Here is a 14,567-nt window from a genome sequence, read left to right as displayed (position 1 = left end):
GCGACTTTCAGGCCTGTCGCACTCGTTCGAGGTCCGCCAGGATGGCGTTCACGTCCGGAGACTGGTCGCGATAGGCGCGCTCGACGTAGCCGTCAGCGTTCACGAGCAGTGTCAGGGACGTGTGCGTGAACATGTACTCGTCCATGTCTTCGGGGTGTGTCCGCTGGAAGGCGACGCCGAACTCCTCCTCGACGACTGCCTTCGCGCGCTCCGTCGATTCGGGCCGCAGGAAGTGCCAGTTCTCCGCGTCCGTGTCGAGGTTCCGCTCGTCGGCGTAGGTCCGCAACCGGTCGGCAGTGTCTCGTTCCGGGTCGAAAGTGACCGGCAGGAACGCCACCTCGTCCGCGTACCCGTTGTCTGTTGCGTGCGTCTGGATGTTTCGCAGTGACGAGATGAGCACCGGACAGACCGTCCGGCAGTTGCTGTAGAAGAACGTCATCAGGCGGGGTCTGCTGATTGACCCGAGCTCCAGCTCGCGGGATTCCAGCGGGGCAGGGAGCGTGACCTCCGGAAGCGGCTCCCCCCACGCGGGGTACGCCGCGTCCTTGCTGTCGAACGGGCGGCCGGGGTCGCCGAGAACCACGTTCGGGTTCGAGTCGCCGTCCAGAACGCCGAGACAGCCAGACAGGGCGCTACACCCGGCGACCGTCCCGACGCTCGCGATGAGGGTCCGCCGTTCCATAGCGTCTGGTTGCCGGTGTTGCTACAAGTGTAATCTGGTTCTTCGGTCGAATCAGCTCGAGAGACAGGCAGCCCCCGGGAGCGCCCCGGTCGACTACCTGTGTTCCCGAAACGGGTATGTAGTTTTATGCCGGCCGCTCCGTTGGTCTGTACCAATCACCGCCATGCAGGTCACGGTAGCAGACATCGAAGACGCACGCGACCGGCTGGACGACGAGTCCGTCGTCCGGGAGACACCCATCGAGACGAACCGCTCGCTCGCCGCCGAGACACGGGCAGAAGTCCGGCTGAAGATGGAGCATCTCCAGCGCACCGGCTCGTTCAAGACTCGCGGCGCGTACAACAAGCTCACACAGGTCGCCGCCTCGGACAGCGATGCCACGCGTGCCGTCGCGGCCAGCGCAGGGAATCACGCACAGGGTGTCGCACTCGCTGCGACGAAGGTCGGCCTCGAGGCGACCATCGTCATGCCCAGGGGCGCACCCCAGGCGAAGATCGACGCCACCGAGGGGTACGGGGCGGAGGTCGTCCTGCACGGTGCCGACTTCCAGGCCGCGATGGCCCACGCGAAGACCCTCGTCGACGACGACAGCGTGTTCGTCCACGCGTACGACGACCCCGATATCGTCGCCGGACAGGGAACCCTGGGACTCGAACTCGTCGAGCAGGTGCCCGACGCCGACACGGTCGTCGTCCCCATCGGCGGCGGTGGGCTCATCGGCGGCATCGCGACCGCCGTCGCGGCCCGGTCGCCCGAGACGCGCATCGTCGGCGTGCAGGCGGAGTCCGCCGCCACCGTCCCCGAAAGCCTCGACAAAGGTGGGCCGGTCACCATCGACTCCATGCAGACGATCGCGGACGGGATCGCCACCGGCGGCATCTCCGAACTGACGTACGAACTCATCGACGCGTACGTCGACGAGGTCGTCACCGTCACCGACACCGAGATCGCCGAGAGCGTGCTCTTCCTGCTGGAACGCACGAAACAGATGGTCGAAGGGGCCGGCGCTGCCTCCGTCGCCGCGGTCCGGAGCGACCGACTCGACGTGAGTGACGAGGTCGTCGTCCCGCTGCTCTGTGGCGGGAACCTCAGCATGACCGACCTCCAGACGGTGTTGACCCACGGGCTCACCCACCGGAACCAGCTCGTACACCTGCAGGTGCATATCGTGGACCGTCCGGGCGAGATGAGCCGGGTCTCCGAACTCATCGCCGATAGCGGCGCGAACATCCACGACGTCGAGCACGAACGCTCCGCGAAGGAGCTCGACGTCGGCGACGCCTACCTCCAGTTCCACGTCCAGACGAGCGGGACCGGGCAAACAGAGCGCATCCTCGAGAGCCTCCGGAACGCCGACTACGACGTGGAGCTGCTGAACTGAGGACACCGAGCTTCCAGAACCGAGACCGCGAACCGTCCCCTCATCCCTCACCCGTAGCTGTCAGTAGCTCCTCGAGTTCGAACGGGAACACGTCCGACCGTTCGAATGTTCGCGCACTGGCTACCGGCGGGCCGTTCAGCCGGTGGACAGGACGACCGACACCACGGCACCTCTCGGGTCGTTCTCTGTGTAATGAACGCTTCCGCGAGAGCGGTGAAGCACGAGGTACACCAGCCACAGTCCGAGCCCATCTCCGTGGTAGATGGCCGTCTCGTCCTCAACCCCGGTCAGCACGTTCACGTCCATGTCGGGGATACCGGGGCCATCGTCGGCCACCTCGACGGTCACGTGCCCCGCTTCGGATGTCACCTCAATGGAGACCCTCGGGGATTCGGTATCGTCGTGCCGAACCGCGTTTTCGACGAGTTCCGAGAACACTTCCGGCAACTGCTCGGTCGCGCTGACAGTCACCGAGTCGGGTCCGGACAGCGAGATCTCCGCGTCCGGATAAACGCTCCTGTACTCGTCGACAATGGAGTCGAGCAGCGAGATGAGGTCGAATTCCTGAAACTGGGCGTCCTCTTGTAGAATCTGGACGATTCGGCGCTGTTTCTCGACGTTTCCGAGCAGCGACTCGACCGACGACTGGATCTCGTCGGCGTAGGTCGACAGCTGAGCATCACCTTCAGTCTGTATCTGCTCGGCGAGCCCCTGAACGATTGACATCTCGTTGCGGAGGTTGTGGCGCAGATACCGGTCGAGGGTGGTGAGCTGCCGGTCACGTTCGACGCGGTCACTGACGTCCTGCTGAAAGCCGATGAAGTTGACGAGTTCCCCGTCCTCGTCTCTGACGGGGGCGACTTGCAGATTGTTCCAGAACTCGGTCCCGTCATCCCGGTAGTTCCGGAGGACCACCGAGACTGGCTCTTGGGCCTCGATAGCGTTTCGTACCCGCTCTACGGTACGCTCGTCGGTGAGGTCGCCCTGGAGGAATCGGCAGTTCCGACCGAGTGCTTCCTCGCGGGAGTAGCCGGTCATCTCGCAGAATTTCTCGTTGACGTAGATGAGCGGGTTGTCGTCGAGCGATGGGTCGGAGATCGTGACGCCGATGGGTGCCTCGTCGACGGCGCGAGACATATGCCGCAGTTCTAGTTCGCGTTCCTTACGGTCCGTGATGTCCTGGATCGTGCCGCGGATACGGACCACATCCCCCGCTTCGTACTGTGGTTGGCCTCGAACCCGAACCCAGTGGAGGACGCCGGCATCGTCGACCAATCTGGCCTCGGAATCGTACGGAATCCCCTCCTGGAGCGCCCGCTGGAACTGCTTTTTCATCGTCGGACGGTCCTCGGGATGGAAGTACTCGAAAGACTCCTCCAGCTGGGGGGTTTGCTCTGGGGTACCGTGAATCACGCTGGCCATCTCCGTCCAGTAGAGCTCCTCAGTTGCGCTATCGTACTCCCAGGCGCCAACCTTGGCGATGTCCTGTGCCTTCCGGAAGAGGTCGAGCTGTCGATCGAGTTCGTCTCGTTGGGTACGGCGGACCGTGATGTCCTCCATTGACCCGACGACGTACTCGACGTCGCCATCCAAGTCGGTAATCGGAGCCATGTTGACCGACAGCCAGAGCATCTCCCCATTGCACCGTTCGCAACGGTGTTCGTACTGATAGACGGGTCGCCCCGTTTCAAGGGCTCGGTAGTGGGGGAGTTCCGACGCAGGTATCTCCTCTCCGTTCTCGTCCAAGGCCCGCCAGTCCCAGGCCGCGATTCGTCTGCCCTCTAGGTCGTCCACTCGCTCGCCGAACAGTTCGGCGAGTTTCTCGTTCGCACGCACGACTCGTCCCTCGCTGTCGAGGACGAGCTTCGCGAGTGGGCTCGTCCCGAACACGCGTTCGATCAGCTGGTGTTCGGTGGCCAGCTCACTGGAGATCTCCCGCATCTCGAGGAGCTTCTGCACCCTGTTGACGAGCGCGGCCTTCTTCGTGGGTTGGGTCAGTATCGCGTCGACCAGCCAGCCCAGTTCGTCGGTGTACTGCTGCCAGGGGTCAGCGGTATCCGGGTCCGCCAGCAAGAGCACGGGCGCGAATGCGGGGTGTTGTTGGCCCTGCCACTCCGAGAGGACCTCCGTCGAACGGGCGAGCATCGTCTCGTCGACGATACAGAGATCAGTTTCCGCAGGAACGGACGCCTCGACGTCGTTCACGTCGAACTCTGCGAGGAGCTCCCTCAGCAGTTCGCGATTGCGCTCGTTCGCGAGCCCGAGGGCCACATGGCCTCGCGCGGCGTCCCGGTGTGTGCTCATCCTTGGTCCTTCATCGTATTAGTGGTCGTTCACGGCTCCTCCACGGTTCCAGTGAGGAGCCCACGGTAGCCGGTGAGCGGCGACCCGACCGCGAGTCCTGTCGAGTCTATCGACAGCTCGCGGGGTGTACTCTCGAAGTCGCTGTACCGTTTCTTGAGCACCCCGATGGCCTTGTGGATGTCACCGCCGAGTTCGAGGTACCGGAGGAAGACGATGTTGTCCGCGAGATAGCTTATCTTGTTGTCCGTGGGCGAGAACTCCCCAGTCACCGCGCTGATCTCTTCGATGAGCACGACACTGACGCCCATTCGCTTGCAGTACCGACAGAGTGAGTGGAGCTCACGGGTGAGCATCGCCTGGGAGTCGTCGCCCCGGAGGGACTGCCGGTATCCCGCGATGCCATCGAGTACGATGAACTCCACGTCGCGCTCCTCGACGGCCCCGCGGACGTGGGACGAGAACTCGTCGGGACTCAGAGATAGCGGCTCGACCTCCTCGACCTCCAGTTGGTCTGCCTCGAGGAGGTCCCGGACGTCCATGTCCAAGGAGTCTGCCCGGTGAAGGTAGTCGGGGGCCAGCTCCTCGAAGAGATAGATGAGCGCGCGCTGGCCGTCTGCAGCGGCGGCCTGCAGGAACTGGGACGCCGTCGTCGTTTTTCCGACCCCGGAGGGACCGGAGATAACCGTCACCGAGCCGCGTTCGAGGCCGCCACCGATGAGGTCGTCCAACGGGTCGATGCCGGAGGAGAGCTGGTCCCGGTCGTGTTCACGGTAGTGGTCGCCGGGAACGAGCTTCGGGTAGACGCGAGCCCCGGTTCCGCCCTGGATTCTGAACGTGTGCTCGCCGCCGGCGAACCCCGACCCACGGTACTTCGTTATCTCCACTGTCCGGCGGTTGGCCGTCCGGTATATCTCGACGGTGGTGTTACCCAGGAACTTCAGGTCCGAACTCCGCCCGTCAGCCGACTGCTGAACGGTGCAGACCGTCGTCACGCCGCGCTCGGCCAGCTCGTTGAACAGGGAGGAGATGTTGCGACGGAACTGGAAATTGTCCGGCAGGAGTGCCCGGAGCTCCGAGAGCGGGTCGATCACGAGGCGGTCGTACTCCTGCTCGTCTATGGCCGAGGCGATGCGCTCGAGCATCCCTTCGCCTTCGACCTCGTCGGCCTCGAAGAGCGTGTACGAGTCGTTGTCGAAGAAGCGCTCCCCCTCCGCGCTCAGGTCCAGCACCGTCACGTCCGAGAGGTCGATGCCGAGCCCAGCGGCGTTCTCCCTGATCGCGACCTCCCGCTCCTCGAACCCGATGTACAGGCCGGAAGCACCAGCTGCGAGGAACTGGAGTGCGAGGATGGTCTTGCCGGACCCCGGGCCACCGGAGACGATAGTCGCCTGTCCCGAAGGCAGCCCCCCGTGGAGTATGTCGTCGAGACCCGTCACTCCGGAGGTTACTTTCGTCCCGGATGAGGAGTTCATGCGCGTAGTTATCACGTCAATGTTATTTATACGTGTGGGCCTACGTACGGGTAGTGTTCAGATAAGCAGTTTGTAGTGGTGGAGCAGCTGAATGCCCTTGGCGGTCTCGGCTCCCCCGACTCGTTGCGCGTGTTCGCTTGCGTTGCTCGCTCTCGTACTTACGTCGCCGGGGTTTACCGAGACGCTTCGCCCTTTCAATCTGCCAGGATTACCGCCTGTTGTGCTGAGCGCGCCGAACCAGTTTTCGTCCTTATCTGAACACCGCCAGATGTCCACTGCATATATTCAATAGCTTGGCGAGTGGACTAACTTATCCATGAGCCATCCGACGACGATCGGACACGCGCTCTGGGACGCGCTCCGCACGTTCTACCGCGACTTCCGGCGAGCCGTGGCCACCAAGCAGGAGCACAGCGGGCCGGCACTGGTCGTGTCGGGAGATTTCGACGAGGTGCAGGCGGCGCTTGGCCGCCAGCACTTCGCGCCCAACTGGGAGTTCTCGTACAACAAGCGGGGCGAGGACCTGAACCTGGCGCGAATCACGTACGAGCGCCGCGAGGTTGGTCACCACGAGTACGGGTGGTGGCAGACACACGTCCGGGGCTGGGCACAGGATAACGGGTCGATGCGTCTGCGGGCTCACTGGGAACTCGAGCCGACAGAAAACGACCAGGACCACATCGACGGCATCGGGCTCGATGTTCCCGCCGGTGTGGACCAGACGGCACGTGCACTCGACGCGGAGGACGTGGCCTACCAACGTTACGATAACCTGCCAGCCGGTGGGGAGTAAGGACGTAGAGGCCAGCAGGAATGTTGCAGCCGCGAGTGGCAACGGTGAGCGGTCCCGGAAGCGGTAACCGAAGCGGATGGCTGACGTGACAGTCCTCCGAGTACCTACGAGGCACCCATCAGCCCACCCCGGGTGGGAGAACCTCTTATCCGAGTCTCTGCCTGGGTCTGGATGCCGTGGTCGTCCGCCAGCGGCCCTTGTGATGCCGGCTAATGTCGGACATTTCTTTACACATGCACGGGAAACTAATGTGCTTCCTGACTGCAGACGTCCTGCTCCCGTAAGATAGGGCCGGAGAGCCGGCGCTGCGCCTCGCGTCGTGCGGGTTTCCAGAATCCGATGATCAGGGCAACATCGGCGAGGAGTGCGGTGAGGAAGAACCGATCCGAGGCCATAGTCACGGTTGAACGGTGTTCAACGCTATTTCAAAATCGCTGGGGAACGGCTGCGATCACCGGTTGGAGGGGCGAATGGTTTCCCCATCAGGGTTGGCATTACCCGCCGTCACCCAGTCAAGGGCTCGGCGGCGTTCCTGCAGTTCGTAGTAGCGCATCTCGTCCGGGGCGACCGGCCAGATGGGGGCGATGGCCCGCCACTGGTGATAGAGGAGCTTCGCCCAGCGTGAATCACCGACAGCGGCGTAGCGGCCGATATCGAAATCCGGCCCGGTTCGCAGGTCGGGGACGATGCCGTGCAGGTGCGAGAGATACGTCGCCAGCTTCCACCCCGTCGTCTCCTCGTAGACGTGTACCGTCCCGTACTCGTCGGTCTTCTCGACGAGGAGGTCGTAGAACTCCCGATACCCGCCGGGCGTGCCTCGCCCCATCCGAACTGCGACGACATCGTCGCGGGTCGCCTCAAGAGTCTCGAACATGGAGGAACTCGTCCGTCCCGTAGCCGTGAACTCGGTGTCAGAATTGGTGGTCATAATTACTGTTTACTACCCGCTAGATTTGATCCACTCCTCTGCGTTTTCCCTCTGTTCTGGTGGAGGTGCCGAATCTCGTCGGGAGACAGCGGCCATACTGGGATCTCCCAGAGCGTCACGAAGAGATTCATCCAGACCCCGCCTCCAACGGCGACGATTCGCCCCAGATCATCAATCTCCCCATGCTTGAGGTCGCCCGAAGCCTTCGTGTGCATCGAGAGATAGTTCGTACCGGAGAGACGGACACGTTCGTAGACGTGAACCGTGTCGTGTTCCTCGGCGACGTCCATCACCCGCTCGGAGGACTCTTCCAAGTCCGCGGCACTCGCATCGGTCGTGAGTTCGGTATAGACGATGTTCCCGTCGATCTCCGTGACTCGCATCATCGTTAGTGGGTGTGGTGGTTGAGGTGGGTGCTGCGGTCGTCGTACGCCGGACAGAGTTCGACGGTGGCGTGGTCAACGCCGTGGTGGGCGAGTTCCTCGTGGATGCGCCGCGTCACGTCCTCGGCCTCTGCCATCGTGTCCACATCGGTCTCAACGTGCGTGGTGGCCACGGTGATCTGGCTGCAGATCTGCCACGCGTGCAGGTCGTCGACAGCCTCAACGCCCTCGACACCGAGGAGATGCGTTCGGATCTCGTCCGTGCCGAACGGCGTCCGGTGGAAGAAGATGGCTCCGCTCCCGCCCAGCACCTTCAGGGCCGACAACGTCACGACGACGGCGATGAGGGCGGCCGTGATGGGGTCGACGATTCTGATGCCGGTCACCTCGATGACGACCGTGGAAACGATGACGGCAATCGAGCCGCCGGCATCGCCGAGCAGGTGATAGAACGCGCCGCGCTCGTTGAGACTCATCTCCCCGCCTTGTAGGACGTACACCGACCCGACGTTGACGAGCAGCCCACCGAACGCAATCGCCAACGTTGGCCCCGTTCCGATCTCGATGGGCGTGAGGAACCGCTGGTAGGACTCCCAGAGGATAAACCCGACCATCGGCAACAGCAGGACGCCGTTGAGGAAGGCAGCGAAGGGCTCCAGTCGGTGAAGGCCATACGACCACTCCTCTCCGTCGCCGTAGTGGTCGGCCACGTATGCGGCGGCGAACGCCATCACGTACGCTAGCGCGTCGAACAGCATATGGAAGGCGTCGCTAAGCAGCGCGACCGACCCGAACAGCATGCCGCCGGCAAGTTCGGCGAGGAAGCCGAGGAGGTTGATGACGGAGACGGCGGCCAGCTTCCGACTGCTCGTGGACGAGCCACCTTGTCCGTGTCTACGCCCGTCGTACGAACCGTCGTGAGCGTGCGTCGACTCGTGTTCGCTCATCTACCATCATATGGGCTCACCCTATTTATTAAAATAACTGCTAAAAGAGTCCAAATATTAATATTGTGTTAATAATGGATTTGGTTTGAGTTATTAACTTATTCCAGCAGTACACGCGGAGGGATTGGTCGATTCAGACAGCAGGAAGCACCAATCAGGGAAAAGTTCGTTTCAGTGACTCTACACAGTAGGTACTCGAAACCCCTCTCAAACAGTCATTAAGCGTGGGCAAGTCACTCCGAAGAAGCGGTGTCGGATAGCGGAGCCCTTTCTCTTTCTCTCACTTGCCGCTGGGGCCTGTCTGAACAGCTATCACGCAGGACTCAACCTATGGCCAGTACGTTCGTCGAGCAAATCTCAGATCTTCTTCTCGGTAATGTCTTTAGGGGAGACGAACTTGCGGACGAGTTCGACGATCTCCCACGTGCGGCGGAAGTCCGCGAGGTTGTGTCCCAAGACGGGGAGTTGTCAGCTTATGCCGCCGTCGTGCCCGGCTTTCCCGGACGTTGACCAGCCGAGAGGAGGAAACTGGCCCAAATCCCATGCACGACTTGGGGGCTATTCGCAACTACAGCCCCAACTCTCCATATCGCGATATACCGTTCATTTATTCGGGGGCTCCGTCTGAACAGGCTACTCCTCGAACGTCATCCCGTAGCCCCACTCCTCCAGCTCGCCCTCGACCTCGTCGAGGTGCTCGAGTCCGACCATCATCAGGGCCTCGCGGAGGTCCGTAAGGGAGACATCCGCGTCGAAGCGCTCCTCTAGCTCACGGAGGGCATCGCGTTCTGCACTCTTCGTGTCCGGCTTGAGGAACAGCGGGACTCGGTCGCGCCCATCCTGAACCCCGTCGCGCCGGAACTTGTACGGGATCTGCATCGTCCGACGGCCCGACCCACCAGCGCTACCGGCTGACGTCGACGAGGAACCATCGTCGCTCGACTTCGTCGTTGATTCTGTGGTCGAAGTGGACGACGTATCGCCGTCGTCCGACGAGGGCTCCGCGAAGGGGTCCTCGCCTGCTCCTTCTTTCATTCCCGTCATACGGTCAGCACCTCGTGTTCGACGTCGCCGGGTTCCGGCGGGTTCGGCGCTTCGAGTCCGACCTCCCGTTCGAGATGGCGGGCGATGCGGTCGAACTGGGCCAGGGTCTCGATCTCGTAGTCCCGCTGTCGGTCGCGATGCGCCCGGACGTACTGGTAGGCGGAGCACTGCTGCATCCAGCAGCCCTCCATCAGCGACGCGCGCTCCCCGATGACCTCGGGAATCGGGTACTGTATCTCGTCGAGGATGGTGCGCTGGTCGCGGGTGTTCTTGAACCCGATTGGGATTGCTCCGAGGACGCCAACGTCGACCTCCAGCTGGTCCTCCAGGCCGGCGACGAGGGACTCGAGGCCCTCGACCGCGGCGCGGCCTTTGGCACTTGGTTCCACGGGGATGACGAGCGACCGGGTCGCGTGGATGGCGTTGTAGAGATGCGGTCCCTCGGTCGCGGGCGGGTCGCAGATGAGCACGTCGTACTCGTCCGGCACGCCCGCCTCGCGCAGCACGCGGAGCAGCTGGGCGTGCATTCCGAACGCCTCCCCCATCGCTTCGGCCTGGTCTTTCTCGCGCTGGAGGTACTCCGCCAGGTCCGAGAGCATGTTGTGTTCGGGGACGATGTCGACGCCCTCGACGCTCCGGACGAGGTCGTCGAACTCGCCCTTCGGACGTCGGATCATGTGTCGGACGATGTTGTCGACCGATTCCGTCCGCTGGTCGTCGACGCCGAACAGCCGGGAGAGATCGCCGTCCTGCGGGTCGAGGGGGACCACGAGCGGTTTCAGTCCGGCACGGGCGTGGGCCACAGCCAGGTTGGCGGCGGTCGTCGTCTTGCCGACCCCGCCGGCCTCGCTGTACGTCGAGTACGCTAACATGCTCGCACCATCACAGCCGTCCGTCTTGAATGTTCGTCAGACGCATTCGTGGTTCCAGTCTTTGAGCACAATTACTGAACACATCTTGTGAATGGGACTAATGAACACAACTACTGAACACAAGTAATGAATAGTTGTGGTGTACGTTTGTCGTGAATGGTTGGGTGAAATACTGTGGCTGATTCAGTGACACGGGCGGTGTTCACTGTGGGGAAGAGCGAACTGGGCAACTGTACGTCCGATCGTTCATCGTCTTCACAGCGACTGAACGTAGGTACGGGCACGAACCAGTGACTATCGAGTATTGGGACAGTTCAAGACAGCCAGCAACCAAGACTAGCCGCCCGAACTAACCCTGAATGACCTCAATGAATGTATGCACTGAACATAAGCCATGAATACAGACAGTGAACACAACCGGCGAATACGTATGCCGGGGCGGTATTCAGTGGAACTGGATAGGCCCCGGCGAGGTTGGAGCTGCACCGTCTAGGACCAGGCCGACCGGTGGTCCCTGACGAACGAGGAGAGGTCCCGGGGCTCGCGACCCAGGACCCCGCGGATGTCGTCGGTGACACGAGCGGCGAACCCGAGTCGCGCGGTTGTGTAAATACCGGCCATCACAGGCACCGTCGACGGGCTGTGCTCCCTCCGGAGGCGACGGAAGCAGAACGAGAGGAATCCCGGGCGGTCGTACGTGACGCGGTGGTCGAGCTCCGCGGAGAGAACCGCGGCGACCTCGTGGTAGTCGAGCGACTCCGGACCGGTGAGGTCGAACGCTCCGACTCGATGGTCGAGGAAGCATCGGACTCCCACCCCTGCGACACCACGCGCGTCGAGCCAGGATCGTCGCGTGGGGGACCAGTGGGTTCTTGTCCGCACCGATGACCGAGAGGAAGACGACGTGGTCGATTCCCGCTCCGACGGCGGCCGCGAGCGCGGGGACGAGGACTCTCGACGACTCCGGACCGTCGTCGTTGCTCTCGATGACACTCATGCTGGACCCACCTTGGGCATCTCGCGAGAGTATAAACTGCCATTCACTATATAGAGAATGCAAGTCGCCGACACGGTAGTCGCCGGTCGGAGCGCCGTCGGTGGGTCGTGGCGCACGCAGCGCCGTCCAGTCGAGGTCGGTGGCGCGAAGCCGCCGGACGTGCTCCTCTGCGTCCTCGAGAACCTCCCACGCCGACCTCCAGATCCTCGCTGCCGGTGCCGACGCAGTCGTCGGGGACTGCTTCCACGACGACCCCGAGCGGTTCCGCGAGATGCTCCCGTAGTCAGTCCCAGGTCTTCGACCGTGATGCGGTCACGTCGACGCCGGGGCTGTAGTACCGGACCGGCTCGGTGTCCGGCGTGTCGAAACCATCCGCGGCGAACAGCGTGTTTGTCCGCTCGTCGACGGTCGCCGGGTAGAGCGTCCAGGTCTCGTGATCGACGTTCGAGTACCGCACAGTTCCGTCGGGAGCCTCGGTGTAGAACCGGTACCGTTCGAGCAGGAACCGTGCAAGCGGGTCCTCGTGCGCCTCGAACGCCTCGCCGCTGGGCCAGTACGTCGCCTCGTACTCCGCGGGCCTGGCCCCGGGGTGGAGTCGCCGGCTCAGGAACCGGACCTTGCCGTCGACGCCCTCCAGCGAGATTCGGGCGTAGTAGTAGGGAAGGTGTTGGAACAGCCGTGCGCCCGTCACGCCGAGGACCCCCTGAGCGTCGAGACTGAAGAAGTAGACTCCGGGTTCGTCGTCACAGGTGACGTAGGTCCGAAGGTTCAACTCGGGGAGCGGCATGCCCCACCCTTCAGGGACACCCCTCGGCCGGACATCGACGTTCGTGAAAGGGACGACGGAGAGCCAGGCGTCCCCGTCGAACGTATCCACATCGAGTGCATCGGGCAGGTGCGCGTCGACGATTTCGGGTTCGACCGGGTAGTTGTCGAAGAGGAGATGCCGCCAGCCCATCGCCAGTGATAGCATACCTGAATGTGAGGCCCCGGCGTGCAAAACTCCTCGGCCGAAGCGCCGACGTGGCGTCCGTCCGTGAGATACTTTTATTGGCTGACCCTCCCGAGGTGAGGCCATGACGACGGGAACCACACCCCGACGGCGCGCGGTTCTCGCCGGGGTGGCGGGGGCGACAGCCGGGCTGGCTGGCTGCAGCGGCGTCTTCGGCGGTGGGTCCGCGGTGTCGGTGCTCGCGGCCGGGAGTCTGAACAACGCGCTGGAGAACGGCCTGCGGGAGCGGGTCGACCAGACCGTCGAGGTCGAAGCCCACGGCTCGGCGCGGGTCGCCCGTCTCGTCGCCGACGGACAGAAGGACCCCGACATCGTCGCCGTCGCGGACCCAGCGCTGTTCGAGTCGACCCTCACGCCCGAATGGTACGCCGAGATCGCGACGAACTCGCTCGTCCTCGCCTACGACGCCGAGAGCCAGGGTGGCCGTCTCGTCGCCGACGTGGGCGAGGACGGCTGGTGGCGACCGCTCCTCGACGACGAGGTCGCCCTGGGACGAACGGACCCGGACCTGGACCCGCTCGGCTACCGAACCCTGCTTGCGCTCGAACTCGCAACCGGATATTACGACACGGATACCGACCTCAGAACGGCGATTCCTACCCCGAGCCAGCTGTACCCCGAGACGCAACTCGTGAGCCAGTTCGAGACGGGCGCCATCGACGCCGCGTTCATCTACCGGAGCATGGCTTTGGACAGGGGTTACGACTTCGTCGACCTCCCGGCAGCCATCGACCTCGGCGATCCTGCATTCTCCGACCGGTACGGGACCACGAGCTACGAGCTGCCCGGGGGAACAGTCGTCCACGGGGCCCCGACCAATTACGCCGCGACGCTCCGCCGAAAAACAGCAGCGACGACCGCAGTGTTCAAGGTACTGACCTACGACGACTTCCTGATCGACTTCGGGTTCTTCGTCCCCGACCCGTACCCCCGCTACACGGGACAGCCACCGGATGGCGTCACGCGCTGAGACGGCACGCGGGCCGGACTGGCTCGCGGCCGCGACAGTGCTCGGGGCGCTGTTGCTCTGTTACTACGTACTGCCGGTGCTATCGCTCGTCGCGAGCCAGCCACCGGAGACCGTCATCTCGCGGCTGGACGACCCGTCGGTCGTCGGGGCCATGGGGACATCGGTAGCGGCGTCGACCGTGAGCACGGCTATCGGTGCGACGTTCGGAATCCCGCTCGCGTACCGGCTGGCACGGAGCGAGGGCCGGCGTGAGACGCTGCTGACCGCCCTCGTCGTCCTGCCGCTCGTCCTCCCTCCTGTCGTCAGCGGGATGGTGCTGTTGACGGTCGTCGGGCCGAACACGCTCATTGGTGAGCTGGCGGCGACGGCTGGGCTCCCGCTCACGCGCTCGTTCGCCGGTGTGGTCCTCGCCCAGACGTTCGTCGCCTCGCCGTTCATCGTCGTCACGGCGAAGGCAGCGTTCGAGGGGGTCGACGACCAGCTGGAGGCCGCCTCCCGCTCGCTCGGGAAGAGTCGAGCGACGACCATCCGACGGGTGACGCTCCCGATCGCCTGGCCGGGTGTACTCGCCGGGGTCACCCTCGCGTTCGCCCGGGCGATGGGGGAGTTCGGCGCGACCATCATGCTGGCGTACTACCCCCGGACGATGCCGGTCCAGATCTGGGTCTCGTTCAGCACCGCGGGCCTCTCCGAGGCGTTCCCGGTCGCCGTCATCCTCCTCGTGGTGGCGGTCGTCAGCCTCGTCGTCCTGAACGCACTCGGCACCAACCCTCTCGACTGAC

General features: G+C 63.6%; 15 protein-coding genes and 1 pseudogene. 6 read left to right on the top strand and 10 right to left on the bottom strand.

The features are described 5' to 3' along the window. Positions 1–7: 7 nt before the first annotated feature. Positions 8–682: an SCO family protein gene (locus NO978_RS15445; protein ID WP_257300488.1), complete on the bottom strand. Its 675-nt coding sequence runs from the start codon at positions 680–682 to the stop codon at positions 8–10. Between the two features lie 163 nt (positions 683–845). On the opposite strand from NO978_RS15445, the gene ilvA reads away from it, so the two are divergent. After that, entirely contained in the window at positions 846–2,063 is a 1,218-nt protein-coding gene (gene ilvA / locus NO978_RS15440; RefSeq protein WP_257300487.1) for a threonine ammonia-lyase, read from the top strand. Between the two features lie 135 nt (positions 2,064–2,198). Here the strand turns inward: ilvA and NO978_RS15435 are convergent, their stop codons facing one another. Beyond that, a complete protein-coding gene (locus tag NO978_RS15435) occupies positions 2,199–4,367 on the bottom strand; it encodes a PAS domain S-box protein (protein WP_257300486.1) in 2,169 nt (722 codons plus the stop codon). A 29-nt stretch (positions 4,368–4,396) separates the two neighbouring features. Then, complete coding sequence (locus tag NO978_RS15430) at positions 4,397–5,839, bottom strand: ATPase domain-containing protein (RefSeq protein ID WP_257300485.1); 1,443 nt, start codon at positions 5,837–5,839, stop codon at positions 4,397–4,399. A 316-nt stretch (positions 5,840–6,155) separates the two neighbouring features. Between NO978_RS15430 and NO978_RS15425 the strand changes: the two genes are divergently transcribed. Beyond that, positions 6,156–6,632, top strand: a complete 477-nt coding sequence (locus NO978_RS15425) for a hypothetical protein (protein WP_257300484.1) — start codon at positions 6,156–6,158, stop codon at positions 6,630–6,632. A 451-nt stretch (positions 6,633–7,083) separates the two neighbouring features. Here the strand turns inward: NO978_RS15425 and NO978_RS15420 are convergent, their stop codons facing one another. The 3 genes from NO978_RS15420 to NO978_RS15410 are packed head-to-tail and all read right to left on the bottom strand — an operon-like array spanning position 7,084 to position 8,890. Further along, entirely contained in the window at positions 7,084–7,506 is a 423-nt protein-coding gene (locus tag NO978_RS15420) for an STAS/SEC14 domain-containing protein (RefSeq protein ID WP_257300483.1), read from the bottom strand. 56 nt (positions 7,507–7,562) lie between these two features. Further along, complete coding sequence (locus NO978_RS15415; protein ID WP_257300482.1) at positions 7,563–7,943, bottom strand: hypothetical protein; 381 nt, start codon at positions 7,941–7,943, stop codon at positions 7,563–7,565. Between the two features lie 5 nt (positions 7,944–7,948). Beyond that, positions 7,949–8,890, bottom strand: a complete 942-nt coding sequence (locus NO978_RS15410; protein WP_257300481.1) for a cation diffusion facilitator family transporter — start codon at positions 8,888–8,890, stop codon at positions 7,949–7,951. Positions 8,891–9,220: 330 nt separating this feature from the next. Between NO978_RS15410 and NO978_RS15405 the strand changes: the two genes are divergently transcribed. Beyond that, entirely contained in the window at positions 9,221–9,400 is a 180-nt protein-coding gene (locus tag NO978_RS15405) for a hypothetical protein (RefSeq protein ID WP_257300480.1), read from the top strand. Between the two features lie 123 nt (positions 9,401–9,523). On the opposite strand, the gene NO978_RS15400 is transcribed toward NO978_RS15405, so the two are convergent. The 3 genes from NO978_RS15400 to NO978_RS15390 all read right to left on the bottom strand — a co-directional run bounded on the left by NO978_RS15400 (position 9,524) and on the right by NO978_RS15390 (position 11,622). Next, complete coding sequence (locus NO978_RS15400) at positions 9,524–9,934, bottom strand: hypothetical protein (RefSeq protein WP_257300479.1); 411 nt, start codon at positions 9,932–9,934, stop codon at positions 9,524–9,526. Continuing rightward, complete coding sequence (locus NO978_RS15395) at positions 9,931–10,806, bottom strand: ParA family protein (RefSeq protein ID WP_257300478.1); 876 nt, start codon at positions 10,804–10,806, stop codon at positions 9,931–9,933. The genes NO978_RS15400 and NO978_RS15395 overlap by 4 nt, the downstream gene beginning before the upstream one ends. A 489-nt stretch (positions 10,807–11,295) precedes the next feature. Further along, positions 11,296–11,622 (bottom strand): hypothetical protein, encoded by a 327-nt coding sequence (locus NO978_RS15390; protein ID WP_257300477.1) that lies wholly within the window; start codon positions 11,620–11,622, stop codon positions 11,296–11,298. A gap of 380 nt (positions 11,623–12,002) precedes the next feature. On the opposite strand from NO978_RS15390, the pseudogene NO978_RS20015 reads away from it, so the two are divergent. Beyond that, positions 12,003–12,086: pseudogene (locus NO978_RS20015) on the top strand (heptaprenylglyceryl phosphate synthase); the annotation flags it as partial. On the opposite strand, the gene NO978_RS15380 reads toward NO978_RS20015, so the two are convergent. Continuing rightward, positions 12,087–12,776: a YqjF family protein gene (locus NO978_RS15380; RefSeq protein ID WP_257300475.1), complete on the bottom strand. Its 690-nt coding sequence runs from the start codon at positions 12,774–12,776 to the stop codon at positions 12,087–12,089. A 103-nt stretch (positions 12,777–12,879) separates the two neighbouring features. On the opposite strand from NO978_RS15380, the gene NO978_RS15375 reads away from it, so the two are divergent. Together NO978_RS15375 and NO978_RS15370 are read left to right on the top strand one after the other, a co-directional pair. Continuing rightward, on the top strand, positions 12,880–13,785 hold the full coding sequence (locus tag NO978_RS15375; protein WP_257300474.1) for an extracellular solute-binding protein: 906 nt from the start codon (positions 12,880–12,882) through the stop codon (positions 13,783–13,785). Continuing rightward, positions 13,769–14,566, top strand: coding sequence for an ABC transporter permease (locus NO978_RS15370; protein WP_257300473.1), 798 nt, complete (start codon positions 13,769–13,771; stop codon positions 14,564–14,566). Before NO978_RS15375 ends, NO978_RS15370 begins: the two co-directional genes overlap by 17 nt. The last annotated feature ends 1 nt before the right edge of the window (position 14,567 follow it).

Origin of the sequence: Haloarchaeobius sp. FL176 (assembly GCF_024609245.1) — an archaeon.
Lineage (GTDB): Archaea > Halobacteriota > Halobacteria > Halobacteriales > Natrialbaceae > Haloarchaeobius.
The sequence above is the reverse complement of the archived record's forward strand: the minus strand, read 5'-3'. Positions and strand labels throughout refer to the sequence as shown.

Bases quoted from the DNA above. Each gene is read 5' to 3' on its own strand.
- NO978_RS15430 (WP_257300485.1), bottom strand. From the start codon at position 5,839: ATGAACTCCTCATCCGGGACGAAAGTAACCTCCGGAGTGACGGGTCTC.
- NO978_RS15435 (WP_257300486.1), bottom strand. From the start codon at position 4,367: ATGAGCACACACCGGGACGCCGCGCGAGGCCATGTGGCCCTCGGGCTC.
- NO978_RS15415 (WP_257300482.1), bottom strand. From the start codon at position 7,943: ATGCGAGTCACGGAGATCGACGGGAACATCGTCTATACCGAACTCACG.
- NO978_RS15425 (WP_257300484.1), top strand. From the start codon at position 6,156: ATGAGCCATCCGACGACGATCGGACACGCGCTCTGGGACGCGCTCCGC.
- NO978_RS15375 (WP_257300474.1), top strand. From the start codon at position 12,880: ATGACGACGGGAACCACACCCCGACGGCGCGCGGTTCTCGCCGGGGTG.
- NO978_RS15420 (WP_257300483.1), bottom strand. From the start codon at position 7,506: ATGTTCGAGACTCTTGAGGCGACCCGCGACGATGTCGTCGCAGTTCGG.
- NO978_RS15445 (WP_257300488.1), bottom strand. From the start codon at position 682: ATGGAACGGCGGACCCTCATCGCGAGCGTCGGGACGGTCGCCGGGTGT.
- NO978_RS15410 (WP_257300481.1), bottom strand. From the start codon at position 8,890: ATGAGCGAACACGAGTCGACGCACGCTCACGACGGTTCGTACGACGGG.
- NO978_RS15395 (WP_257300478.1), bottom strand. From the start codon at position 10,806: ATGTTAGCGTACTCGACGTACAGCGAGGCCGGCGGGGTCGGCAAGACG.
- NO978_RS15370 (WP_257300473.1), top strand. From the start codon at position 13,769: ATGGCGTCACGCGCTGAGACGGCACGCGGGCCGGACTGGCTCGCGGCC.
- NO978_RS15380 (WP_257300475.1), bottom strand. From the start codon at position 12,776: ATGCTATCACTGGCGATGGGCTGGCGGCATCTCCTCTTCGACAACTAC.
- NO978_RS15405 (WP_257300480.1), top strand. From the start codon at position 9,221: ATGGCCAGTACGTTCGTCGAGCAAATCTCAGATCTTCTTCTCGGTAAT.
- ilvA (WP_257300487.1), top strand. From the start codon at position 846: ATGCAGGTCACGGTAGCAGACATCGAAGACGCACGCGACCGGCTGGAC.
- NO978_RS15400 (WP_257300479.1), bottom strand. From the start codon at position 9,934: ATGACGGGAATGAAAGAAGGAGCAGGCGAGGACCCCTTCGCGGAGCCC.